The following is a 12,030-nucleotide window of genomic DNA, read 5'->3' as shown; positions in this document are numbered from 1 at the left end:
GTAGCTGTTTATCATAAGATAAAAGGTATGTTGTCTGACTTTATAGTAGAAGAAAGAAAAGACCGATTTTCGGTCTTTTTTTTCTTTTATGATATAGAAAGTCATGTTAGAATGTAGTTGAAAACATGAAGGTTCGAAAGAATTACAACCTGAATTTTCGTTTTTTCTGAATAAATAAGAAAAAACTGTTGGGAATTGATGTAATTCGTTCAGAAAAGGGGGATTTTGGTGGATTATTTAAAACGTCAAGATGAAAAGGTATTTGCTGCAATTGAGGCAGAACTAGGAAGACAGCGTTCGAAGATTGAGTTAATTGCTTCGGAAAACTTCGTAAGTGAAGCAGTAATGGAGGCGCAAGGTTCTGTTTTAACGAATAAGTATGCTGAAGGATATCCTGGAAAACGTTATTATGGTGGCTGTGAACACGTAGACGTAGTAGAAGATATCGCACGTGATCGCGTGAAAGAAATTTTCGGCGCAGAGCACGTAAATGTTCAACCACACTCTGGTGCACAAGCGAACATGGCAGTATACTTCACGATTTTAGAGCAAGGCGATACAGTACTTGGTATGAATTTATCTCATGGTGGTCACTTAACACACGGAAGCCCTGTTAACTTCAGTGGAGTACAATATAATTTCGTAGAATATGGCGTGGATGCTGACTCTCACCGTATTAATTACGATGATGTATTAGCAAAAGCGAAAGAACATAAACCAAAATTAATCGTTGCAGGTGCAAGTGCATACCCTCGTGTTATCGATTTCAAGCGATTCCGTGAGATTGCAGATGAAGTGGGCGCTTATTTAATGGTTGATATGGCACATATCGCTGGTTTAGTAGCTGCTGGTTTACATCCAAATCCAGTACCACATGCACATTTCGTTACAACGACAACACATAAAACGTTACGTGGCCCGCGTGGTGGTATGATTTTATGTGAAGAGCAATTTGCAAAACAAATTGATAAATCAATCTTCCCTGGTATTCAAGGTGGTCCACTTATGCACGTAATCGCTGCAAAAGCTGTTGCGTTTGGTGAAGCACTTCAAGATGATTTCAAAACATATGCACAAAATATCATTAACAATGCGAACCGCTTAGCTGAAGGTCTTCAAAAAGAAGGACTTACACTTGTTTCTGGCGGAACAGACAATCACTTAATCTTGATTGATGTTCGTAACTTAGAAATCACAGGTAAAGTAGCAGAGCACGTATTAGATGAAGTTGGTATTACAGTGAACAAAAATACAATTCCATTTGAAACAGCAAGCCCATTTGTAACAAGTGGTGTACGTATCGGTACAGCAGCTGTAACATCTCGTGGTTTCGGTTTAGAAGAAATGGATGAAATTGCGTCACTTATTGCTTATACATTAAAAAATCATGAAAATGAAGCTGCATTAGAAGAAGTACGTAAGCGTGTAGAAGCGTTAACTAGCAAATTCCCAATGTATCCAAATCTATAATAGATTGAAGAAGACTGCCGAGACTTAATTGTTTTGGCGGTCTTTTTTGTGGACATATATTATTTTTAAAGTATGTATACAAATGATGAATAAATTTTGGCGATATAATGAAGGATACAGCTCCCATAATTGGTAAAGATACTAGATAGATTCATCGTAAAATCATGATTTTGCCAAATTTGCCCTTGAATATTAGTAGCGTTTTCTTTACAATCGTAAATAGTGTAAAAAAGCGTGCAAACGCATGAATATCATCTAAAGGAGAGATTCACATGGGAAAACTGTATGTATTTGATCACCCGTTAATTCAACATAAGATTACATATATTCGCGATAAGAATACAGGTACGAAAGATTTTCGTGAATTAGTGGACGAAGTAGCAAGCTTAATGGCTTTCGAAATTACTCGCGACCTTCCGCTTAAGGACATCGAAATTGAAACGCCTGTAAGCAAAGCGACAACAAAAGTGATCGCTGGTAAAAAACTTGGTTTAATTCCGATTTTACGTGCAGGTTTAGGAATGGTTGATGGAATTCTGAAATTAATTCCAGCAGCAAAAGTAGGACACGTTGGTTTATACCGTGACCCTAAAACATTGCAACCGGTAGAATACTATGTGAAACTTCCAACGGATGTAGAAGAGCGCGACTTTATCGTACTAGATCCGATGCTAGCAACAGGTGGTTCTGCGGCTGAAGCAATTAACTCTCTGAAAAAGCGCGGTGCGAAACAAATTAAATTAATGTGTATCGTTGCAGCTCCAGAAGGGGTAAAAGTAGTACAAGAAGAACATCCTGATGTTGATATTTATGTAGCAGCATTAGATGAGAAATTAAATGACCACGGATATGTAGTACCAGGTCTTGGTGATGCTGGTGACCGTTTATTCGGAACGAAGTAAGACAACTGACGAGCAGGGGAGATTCCCCTGCTCGTTTTTTTTTGCTGCAAACAAGTAGGGGAGGGGGAGGATAAATATACATCGTATATACAACATAAGTTGCATACACATCACATATAATATAGAAGTCTTACGTCTGAGGAACACTATATTATGGAAGGAAAGCGTTATATCTCGAAAATATAATAGTGACAAACTTGTGAACATTTCCTTCTATTATAAAGAGAAAACTGTTAGAAATTGCATATATGTAACCAGTATTTAGAAGGGGAACGTTTTCATTTTTGGGAGGAAATGCCTAATACTCAAATTTTTAGATTTTTTACGATTTCTCGTTGACACTGTTAATACCCTATTGTATGCTAACAACGGGGATAGATGGTAGGGCTTTCAGTGACAAAATTACATCTATTCCGTGACGAAAATGTAAACTTTTTGTTTTGTATAGGATTTATGCAAAAAAATGAGTTATTATTAACACATCGTGAATGAGGGTTACATATTGGAGGGATGAATCCTTGCAAAAAAACGATCGCAGCCATATAAAAGCATATGCTTTAATGTCAGGAATTCTTGCTCAGTTAGTCGGTTCTATACTTGTTGGAATCTTTGGTGGGCAGTGGATTGATAATAAGGTTGGAACGTTTCCATTGTTTCTTATTATAGGGTTATTACTCGGGTTAGGAACAGGGGTATACGCAATGATTCGACTCATTCGACATTACTATTCGGGAGAGCAATGATGATAGACGTACATGGACTTGTCCAAAGACAAAAGAAATATATGTACTACTTGCTTGCGCTTCTAGTGCTAGGATGGGGATTTACCTCTTACAAGGATGTATTTCTTGGGCTGATTATCGGAACGATTTTCAGTTTTCTTAGTTTGCGCATCATTGCACGTAGAACAGACAAGCTGTTAGATCGCGTAACAAATGGAGAAAACGTGAAGTTTAAGGCGACAGCTGTAAGTACATATTCAAGATTCGCCACGATTGGGTTATTAATTTTATTTGCAGCCAAATATCAAGAGTTAATTGCGATGTGGGGCTTAGGTGTAGGATTGCTGACAGGATACCTTGTCATGATCATAGATTTTCTTTATTTAGAGTATAAGAGCAGGGAAGAGAGGTGAATTACTAGTGGAACACGGTAAATTAGTTAAATTTCTAGGTTTAACGTTCGATTTGTCATCAGTTATGATGGTTACTGTAGCAGCAGTTATTGTTTTCTTAATCGCTGTTATCGGAACTCGCAGCTTAGCCCTTCGCCCAACCGGGATGCAAAACTTCATGGAATGGGTGTTTGACTTCGTGAAAGGGATTATCAATAGTACGATGGACTGGAAAACAGGTGGACGTTTCTTAACGCTTGGCGTTACGCTTATCATGTTTATCATCGTATCGAACTTCCTTGGTTTACCATTCATGTATTCAGCAACTGAAGCTGGCGAACATATTGCATGGTGGAGGTCACCAACGTCTGATCCAGCAGTTACATTAACATTAGCCGTGATGGTAGTTACCCTCACCCATTATTATGGAATTAAGATGAAGGGTACGAAAGAGTATGTTAAAGGTTATTTCCAACCTATGAAATTCTTATTCCCATTAAAGGTTATTGAGGAGTTTGCTAACACATTAACGTTAGGTCTTCGTTTATTCGGTAACATTTATGCAGGTGAGATCTTATTAGGATTACTTGCTAAGTTAGGCGGGGCATCATTCCTTGGAGCATTAGGTGCGCTTGTACCAATGTTAGCATGGATGGGATTCAGTGTATTCGTTGGATCAATCCAAGCATTTATTTTCGTTATGTTAACGATGGTTTATATGGCTCATAAAGTAAGTCATGACCATTAATATAATTTAAGTAAGAAAAAATTTATTTTTTTATAATACAAAGGAGGACAAATTAAATGAGTTTAGGTGTAATCGCAGCTGCAATTGCAATTGGTTTATCAGCATTAGGTGCAGGTATTGGTAACGGTCTTATCGTATCACGTACAATCGAAGGTGTTGCTCGTCAACCAGAATTAAAAGGCGCACTTCAAACAATTATGTTCATCGGGGTTGCTTTAGTTGAGGCACTTCCAATCATCGGTGTAGTTATTGCATTCATCGTAATGAACAAATAAGGGAGACTCCCCTTACATAGATGGCGAAGAGTGTTTTTCCGAACTTTCTTCGCCATTGCTTTATGAACGAAACGTATGTCTTTTTTTTCATATGATCAATTTAGATATTTTGAAGGGAGTGAATCCTTGTGCCAACTTTATTATTAGGAGCTGCCATTCCATTTGGAACGATTGCTTATACATTGTTCATTTTCTTAATTCTATTAGTAATGCTACGCAAATTTGCGTGGGGTCCTTTAATGGGAATTATGAAAGAACGTGAAGAGCATGTTACTAATGAAATCGACGCTGCAGAAAGAAGTAACGCTGAAGCGAAGAAGTTAGTAGAAGAACAACGTGAAATGTTAAAACAATCACGTGTTGAAGCACAAGAGTTAATCGAAAGAGCGAAAAAACAAGCTGTAGATCAAAAGGATGTTATTGTTGCTGCTGCGAAAGAAGAAGCAGAATCAATTAAAGCATCTGCTGTACAAGAAATTCAACGCGAAAAAGAGCAAGCGATTGCTGCTTTACAAGAACAAGTCGCTTCTTTATCTGTTCAAATTGCTTCTAAAGTAATTGAAAAAGAATTAAAAGAAGAAGATCAAGTTAAGTTAATTCGCGATTATATTAAAGAAGTAGGAGAAGCGCGATGAGCAATGGGATTGTAGCAAAACGTTATGCTGTCGCTCTTTTTAAAATTGCAAAAGAAAAACACGTATTAGAAATGTTTGAAGAAGAATTACGCCTTGTACAAAACGTTTATGTAAAGAACGGAGAACTACATAGCTTTTTAACGCAACCGAACATTTCAAAAGAGCAGAAGAAAACGTTTCTTGCAAACGTATTCGGATCTGTTTCTGAATCAATTTTAAATACGTTATATATTTTAATTGATAACAAGCGTATTGATATCTTACCTGAAATTGCAGATGAATATGTTGTTCTTGCTAATGAAGAACGTAACGTAGCGGATGCAACTGTATATTCTATTCGTCTTCTATCTGAAGAAGAGAAGCTTAACATTGCAGAAGCATTTGCAAAGAGAACGGGAAAAGATGCAATTCGCGTGAAAAATGTTGTAGATGAAGATTTACTAGGCGGAATTAAAGTACGCATTGGAAATCGCATTTATGACGGAAGTTTACAAGGAAAATTAGCACGTATTCAGCGTGAATTAATGAAGAATAGATAGGGGTGAAGCACATGAGCATCAGAGCTGAAGAAATTAGCGCACTGATAAAGCAACAAATCGAGAACTATCAGTCTGAAATCGAAGTTAGTGATGTTGGTACAGTTATCCAAGTTGGTGACGGTATTGCGCGTGCTCATGGTCTTGATAACGTTATGGCTGGTGAGCTTGTAGAGTTCTCTAACGGCGTTATGGGACTAGCACAAAACTTAGAGGAAAACAACGTAGGTATTATCATTTTAGGACCTTACACAGAAATCCGTGAAGGTGACGAAGTTCGTCGTACTGGTCGCATCATGCAAGTACCAGTAGGAAAAGAACTAATTGGTCGTGTTGTAAACCCATTAGGTCAACCAGTTGATGGTTTAGGCCCAATCAATACAACAAACACTCGTCCAATCGAAAGTCCAGCACCAGGTGTAATGGATCGTAAATCTGTTCATGAGCCACTTCAAACAGGTATTAAAGCGATCGACGCTCTTGTACCAATTGGCCGTGGTCAACGTGAGTTAATCATTGGTGACCGTCAAACTGGTAAAACAGCAGTTGCACTTGATACAATCATTAACCAAAAAGATGAAGATATGATTTGTATCTATGTAGCTATCGGACAAAAAGAATCAACTGTACGTAACGTAGTAGAAACACTACGTAAGCACGGTGCATTAGAGTACACAATCGTTGTAACTGCATCTGCTTCTCAACCAGCTCCATTATTATACTTAGCTCCTTATGCTGGTGTAACAATGGGTGAAGAGTTCATGTACAATGGTAAACACGTATTAGTAGTATATGATGACTTATCAAAACAAGCAGCGGCTTACCGTGAGCTGTCATTACTATTACGTCGTCCTCCAGGTCGTGAAGCTTATCCAGGGGATGTATTCTACTTACATTCTCGCTTATTAGAGCGTGCAGCAAAATTAAGTGATGCAAGAGGCGGCGGTTCTTTAACTGCACTACCTTTCATCGAAACACAAGCAGGGGACGTATCAGCATACATCCCAACAAACGTAATTTCTATTACGGATGGACAAATCTTCTTACAATCTGACCTATTCTTCTCTGGCGTACGTCCAGCGATTGATGCGGGTACTTCTGTATCTCGTGTAGGTGGATCTGCTCAGATTAAAGCAATGAGTAAAGTATCAGGTACACTTCGTCTTGACCTTGCATCTTACCGTGAGTTAGAAGCGTTCGCTCAGTTCGGTTCTGACCTTGATAAAGCAACTCAAGCGAAATTAAACCGTGGTGCTCGTACTGTTGAGGTATTAAAACAAGGATTACACAAACCGTTACGTGTAGAGAAACAAGTTATCATTCTTTACGCTTTAACACGTGGATTCCTAGATGATATCCCAGTAGTAGATATCACTCGTTTCGAAGAAGAATTCCATGCTTGGTTAGATTCTAATGCGACTGACTTATTAGAAGAAATCCGCACAACTAAGAAACTTGCGGATGACGACAAATTTGCAGCAGCAATTAACGGATTTAAAAAAGTATTCGTAGCTTCTGAATAATAATAAAAGTGAAGCCGACTGTTCAGCCCCATCGGCTAAGAGGCGGAACTAGATTAATAAAAGCGGAAGCGGCTCGTACAAGCCGCCGACGCTAGATAATATATAAGGCATCTCAGACTCTGAGATTGCTGACGGTTATGTAAAGGAAAAGAGTAGGTGCACCTATTCTTTTCCTTCAATCATGAGCAAGAATATCTTGCAACGTAGATTAGGAAGAGGATTCTTACTAATCGTGCCAACTTCCGGAAAAAAGGTGGTGAAAACCTGTGGCATCTTTACGCGATATAAAAGCGAAGATTACCTCGACAAAGAAAACGAGTCAAATTACGAAGGCGATGGAGATGGTATCTGCATCTAAGTTAAACCGTGCAGAGCAAAATGCTAAATCTTTCGTTCCGTATATGGAAAAGATTCAAGAAGTAGTAGCGAGCATTGCGCAAGGAAGTAAAGGAATTAATCATCCAATGCTAAATGCGCGTCCTGTAAAGCGTACAGGATACATCGTTATTACATCTGATCGCGGACTAGCAGGTGGTTATAACAGTAACGTATTACGTACAGTAAGTAACGTAATTCGTGAACGTCATAATATGGATTCAAATCAATATTCAATTATTGTACTTGGACGACTAGGACGTGATTATTTAAAACGTCGCGGCTTTAACATCATTGATGAAGTAGTTGGATTATCTGACCACCCATCATTTACTGATATTAAAGATCTTGCTTCTCGAGCAATTGCGATGTTCGCAGATGGTGCTTATGATGAGCTGTATATTTACTACAACCATTACGTAAGTAAAATTTCACAAGAAGTAACGGAAAATAAAATTTTACCGCTTACTGATGTGGCGTCTGACAAACCGACGACAGCTTATGAATTTGAACCTTCTGAAGAAGAAATTTTAAAAGTATTATTGCCACAATACGCAGAAAGCTTAGTGTACGGTGCATTACTAGATGGTAAAGCAAGTGAGCACGCAGCGCGTATGACAGCAATGAAGAGTGCTACAGACAACGCAATGGAAGTTATCGATTCACTTACACTTTCATTCAACCGTGCGCGTCAGGCAGCGATTACGCAAGAAATTACGGAAATCGTTGGTGGAGCAGCAGCGTTAGAATAGTAATAAAAAGTGGAAGCGGCTCGTCCAGAACAGGAGGGCATTGGAGCTCCTGACGAAGAGGCGTAGTTTGCCTCACAGGAAGGCGCGAAATGACCGACTGTTCTAGCCGCTGGAACTAGATTCAATAAAAAGTGGAAGCGGCTCTTTCAAAAGAGTCGCGTAAGCTAAACTAATAAAAAATTAAAAGCCGACTTCGCTTAGAGAGCTGGCTAATTAAAAGAAAGCTAGGAGGGAACCCGATGAATAAAGGGCGCGTTACGCAAATCATGGGTCCGGTTGTAGACGTTAAGTTTGATGGCGGAAAGCTACCAGAAATCTACAACGCCCTTACGGTAAAACAAAGCAACGAAAACGGAAGCATGAACTTAACATTTGAAGTTGCACTTCATTTAGGTGATGATACAGTTCGTACAGTTGCGATGTCTTCCACAGATGGACTTGTTCGTGGCACAGAAGTAGAAGATACTGGTAAAGCAATCTCTGTACCAGTTGGTGATGCAACACTTGGTCGTGTATTCAACGTATTAGGTGATGCAATTGACTTAGATGGTGAACTTCCTGCGGATGTACACCGTGATCCAATTCACCGTCAAGCACCTGCATTCGAAGAATTATCTACTAAAGTAGAAATTCTTGAAACTGGTATTAAAGTAGTAGACTTACTTGCTCCTTACATTAAGGGTGGTAAGATCGGCCTATTCGGTGGTGCCGGCGTAGGTAAAACAGTATTAATTCAGGAATTAATTAACAACATCGCACAAGAGCACGGTGGTATCTCTGTATTCGCTGGTGTAGGTGAGCGTACTCGTGAGGGTAATGACTTATACCATGAAATGAGCGATTCTGGCGTAATCAAGAAAACTGCGATGGTATTCGGACAAATGAATGAGCCACCTGGAGCACGTCAACGTGTTGCATTAACAGGTTTAACAATGGCTGAGCATTTCCGTGATGAGCAAGGACAAGACGTACTTCTGTTCATCGATAACATCTTCCGTTTCACGCAAGCTGGTTCTGAAGTATCTGCCCTTCTTGGTCGTATGCCATCTGCGGTAGGTTACCAACCAACACTTGCAACAGAAATGGGTCAATTACAAGAGCGTATTACATCTACAAATAAAGGGTCTATCACGTCTATCCAAGCGGTATATGTACCAGCCGATGACTATACTGACCCAGCACCAGCTACAACATTCGCTCACTTAGATGCAACAACAAACTTAGAGCGTCGTTTAACACAAATGGGTATTTACCCAGCCGTAGATCCATTAGCATCTACATCTCGTGCACTTTCTCCAGAAATCGTAGGAGAAGAGCATTATGAAGTAGCACGTCAAGTGCAGCAAACTTTACAACGTTACAAAGAACTTCAAGATATCATCGCTATCTTAGGTATGGATGAGTTATCTGAAGAAGATAAGTTAGTTGTACATCGTGCTCGTCGTATTCAATTCTTCTTATCTCAAAACTTCCACGTAGCTGAGCAGTTTACAGGTCAAAAAGGTTCTTACGTACCTGTAAAAAATACAGTTAGTGGCTTCAAAGAAATTCTAGAAGGAAAATATGATGACCTTCCAGAAGATGCATTCCGCTTAGTTGGTAGCATTGAAGAAGTTATTGAGAACGCGAAGAAAATGATGGCGTAAGGCCTTAGGAGGGACGAAGTATGAAGACATTTCCAGTCAGTATTGTAACTCCTGATGGACCGGTTTACGAAAAAGAAGTAGAAATGGTAAGTGTAAAAGCAGAGAGTGGGGAAATGGGGATCTTACCAGGTCACATTCCAACTGTTGCACCATTAAAAATTAGTGCAGTTCGTCTGAAAAATGGTGGACACACTGATTATGTAGCAGTAAGCGGTGGCTTTATCGAAGTTCGTCCAGATAAAGTAACTGTATTATCATCATCTGCTGAAGAAGCAAACCATATCGATATCCATCGTGCAAATGAAGCGAAGCGTCGCGCTGAGCAACGTATGCAAGACAAACAAGCACATGTTGACTTTAGACGTGCAGAAATGGCATTACAACGTGCTGTGAACCGTTTAAATGTTTCTGATATGAAGTAAAAAAATCCGTAAGGGCCTTGCCTTTACGGATTTTTTTTTGTGTATTTTATGGATAATTTTACAAAACTGGTATAATTATATTGATGCTTGTATAAGTAGAAGTGTACAACAATTTATATTTTATGAAGGGGATGAATCAATGATCGGTGAAATGAAACGAGAAGCATTGTACTCTTTAAAGGGGAAATGGGGACTAGGTGTTGGATCAACGATTTTATATTTTATTTTAAGTTATGTCGTTTCGATGGCTGCAATGCTTATATTATTAATTCCAGGAATTATTATATTTCTTTCAGTTGTAAGTGTGACTGGATCATTTGAAGCGGAAACGATGTCAATTGGAGCGGGTATTACCTTTGGAATTTTTTATTGCATTATGATAATTTTGAGTAACGCATCGTATGGGATTACGTCATATGGTTATACAAATGTATTTTTACAGATTAGTAAACGAGAAGATGCTAAAGTAGATTACTTATTCGAAGGATTTCGTGGCTTTAAAAGAATGATGAAAACAATGTGGGCAATGCTTGCGATTTTGTTATATACGGGTACATGGATTCCGATGTTGTTAACAGGTTTATTCATATTCTTAGGTGAAGAAGGAAATCTGTCGTTTACAATAGCTTTCTTCGTACTATTAGCAATTTCAATTGTTGGTATGATTGTGATGTATTTTTCTTATGCACTGACGTACTATGTGATGATTGAAAATCCAGAATATAGTGTTTCGCAGGCGATGAAGGAAAGTAAGAATCTTATGAGGGGTCATAAGTTAGATTTGTTTCTTTTATGGCTGAGCTTCATAGGTTGGGTTGTTTTAGCGCTTCTTACTTTTGGAATAGGATTTCTTTGGCTTAGTCCGTATATGAGTACAACGACAGCACACTTTTATCGCTACATTTCAAAAGGTGAATTTCAATAGGAACATGCTATACTAATAGAATTATTGTGTATAGGAGGCGAGGCTACGCATGATTAGTGATCTAAAAGGAGAAGCACTAGATTCATTAGAAGGGAAGTGGGGATTAGCTGTTGGAGCTACACTGCTCATTTCAATTCTTATCACGGCTTTTAGTTTTAGTGTTGATTGGGGATTTTCTTTAATTTTCGGTTGGCAAAAAACAAATGGTTCACTTTCAACGAATATTCTTACATTTTTTGTTACTGGACCGTTAACTTTAGGTGGATATTACCTTGGTTTAAATATCCTTCGTGAAAATCAAGCTAGTATCGGTAATGTATTCATTTGGTTTTCAGAGGGAAAGAGATTTCTAAAATCATTTTTATTATATTTATTAGTAAATCTTTATCTTTTCTTATGGACGTTATTGTTCATTATTCCAGGTATTATTAAATCATTTTCTTATGCGATGACATACTTTATTATAAATGATCATCCTGAATATTCACTGAACCAAGCTATTACAGAAAGTCGTCGTATGATGCATGGACATAAGATGGAGTATTTTATTTTATGTTTAAGTTTTATCGGTTGGTTTATATTAAGTTGTATTACATTAGGGATTGGATTCTTATGGTTAATTCCATATTTCTACACAACATCTGCGGCTTTTTACGAAGAGATCGCAGAAGAATATTATGAGAAAAATATTTAGCACTAAAAAACCC

15 protein-coding genes are annotated in these 12,030 nt (G+C 38.4%); all 15 read left to right on the top strand.

Annotation, left to right across the window (positions count from 1 at the left end):
- Positions 1-228 precede the first annotated feature (228 nt).
- The 15 genes from glyA to QCI81_RS13330 all read left to right on the top strand — a co-directional run bounded on the left by glyA (position 229) and on the right by QCI81_RS13330 (position 12,017).
- A complete protein-coding gene (gene glyA / locus QCI81_RS13400) occupies positions 229-1,470 on the top strand; it encodes a serine hydroxymethyltransferase (RefSeq protein ID WP_327974720.1) in 1,242 nt (413 codons plus the stop codon).
- A 272-nt stretch (positions 1,471-1,742) separates the two neighbouring features.
- Complete coding sequence (upp, locus tag QCI81_RS13395; protein ID WP_000517539.1) at positions 1,743-2,372, top strand: uracil phosphoribosyltransferase; 630 nt, start codon at positions 1,743-1,745, stop codon at positions 2,370-2,372.
- A gap of 378 nt (positions 2,373-2,750) precedes the next feature.
- Complete coding sequence (locus tag QCI81_RS13390; RefSeq protein ID WP_000232962.1) at positions 2,751-2,864, top strand: DUF4024 domain-containing protein; 114 nt, start codon at positions 2,751-2,753, stop codon at positions 2,862-2,864.
- Positions 2,865-2,890: 26 nt separating this feature from the next.
- Entirely contained in the window at positions 2,891-3,115 is a 225-nt protein-coding gene (locus QCI81_RS13385; RefSeq protein ID WP_001171223.1) for an AtpZ/AtpI family protein, read from the top strand.
- Positions 3,115-3,507: an ATP synthase subunit I gene (locus QCI81_RS13380; RefSeq protein WP_000567600.1), complete on the top strand. Its 393-nt coding sequence runs from the start codon at positions 3,115-3,117 to the stop codon at positions 3,505-3,507. Before QCI81_RS13385 ends, QCI81_RS13380 begins: the two co-directional genes overlap by 1 nt.
- 7 nt (positions 3,508-3,514) lie before the next feature.
- Positions 3,515-4,234: a F0F1 ATP synthase subunit A gene (gene atpB / locus QCI81_RS13375; protein WP_000399879.1), complete on the top strand. Its 720-nt coding sequence runs from the start codon at positions 3,515-3,517 to the stop codon at positions 4,232-4,234.
- Positions 4,235-4,290: 56 nt separating this feature from the next.
- Positions 4,291-4,509, top strand: coding sequence for a F0F1 ATP synthase subunit C (gene atpE / locus QCI81_RS13370; RefSeq protein WP_000052064.1), 219 nt, complete (start codon positions 4,291-4,293; stop codon positions 4,507-4,509).
- A 128-nt stretch (positions 4,510-4,637) separates the two neighbouring features.
- Positions 4,638-5,144, top strand: coding sequence for a F0F1 ATP synthase subunit B (gene atpF, locus QCI81_RS13365; protein WP_001142615.1), 507 nt, complete (start codon positions 4,638-4,640; stop codon positions 5,142-5,144).
- Positions 5,141-5,683: a F0F1 ATP synthase subunit delta gene (gene atpH / locus QCI81_RS13360; RefSeq protein ID WP_000064682.1), complete on the top strand. Its 543-nt coding sequence runs from the start codon at positions 5,141-5,143 to the stop codon at positions 5,681-5,683. The genes atpF and atpH overlap by 4 nt, the downstream gene beginning before the upstream one ends.
- Before the next feature lie 11 nt (positions 5,684-5,694).
- Positions 5,695-7,203, top strand: a complete 1,509-nt coding sequence (gene atpA, locus QCI81_RS13355; protein ID WP_000027521.1) for a F0F1 ATP synthase subunit alpha — start codon at positions 5,695-5,697, stop codon at positions 7,201-7,203.
- A 266-nt stretch (positions 7,204-7,469) separates the two neighbouring features.
- Positions 7,470-8,330 carry a F0F1 ATP synthase subunit gamma gene (gene atpG, locus QCI81_RS13350; RefSeq protein WP_000157703.1) on the top strand — a complete coding sequence of 287 codons (861 nt, stop codon included), beginning with the start codon at positions 7,470-7,472 and terminating at the stop codon, positions 8,328-8,330.
- Positions 8,331-8,569: 239 nt separating this feature from the next.
- A complete protein-coding gene (gene atpD / locus QCI81_RS13345; protein ID WP_001032596.1) occupies positions 8,570-9,976 on the top strand; it encodes a F0F1 ATP synthase subunit beta in 1,407 nt (468 codons plus the stop codon).
- Between the two features lie 20 nt (positions 9,977-9,996).
- Positions 9,997-10,398 carry a F0F1 ATP synthase subunit epsilon gene (gene atpC, locus QCI81_RS13340; protein ID WP_000847215.1) on the top strand — a complete coding sequence of 134 codons (402 nt, stop codon included), beginning with the start codon at positions 9,997-9,999 and terminating at the stop codon, positions 10,396-10,398.
- Between the two features lie 139 nt (positions 10,399-10,537).
- A complete protein-coding gene (locus QCI81_RS13335; RefSeq protein WP_088324962.1) occupies positions 10,538-11,323 on the top strand; it encodes a DUF975 family protein in 786 nt (261 codons plus the stop codon).
- 49 nt (positions 11,324-11,372) lie between these two features.
- Positions 11,373-12,017: a DUF975 family protein gene (locus tag QCI81_RS13330; protein ID WP_053563313.1), complete on the top strand. Its 645-nt coding sequence runs from the start codon at positions 11,373-11,375 to the stop codon at positions 12,015-12,017.
- Positions 12,018-12,030 lie beyond the last annotated feature (13 nt).

Origin of the sequence: Bacillus cereus group sp. MG20, assembly GCF_040459885.1 — a bacterium.
GTDB lineage: Bacteria > Bacillota > Bacilli > Bacillales > Bacillaceae_G > Bacillus_A > Bacillus_A cereus.
The sequence above is the reverse complement of the archived record's forward strand: the minus strand, read 5'-3'. Positions and strand labels throughout refer to the sequence as shown.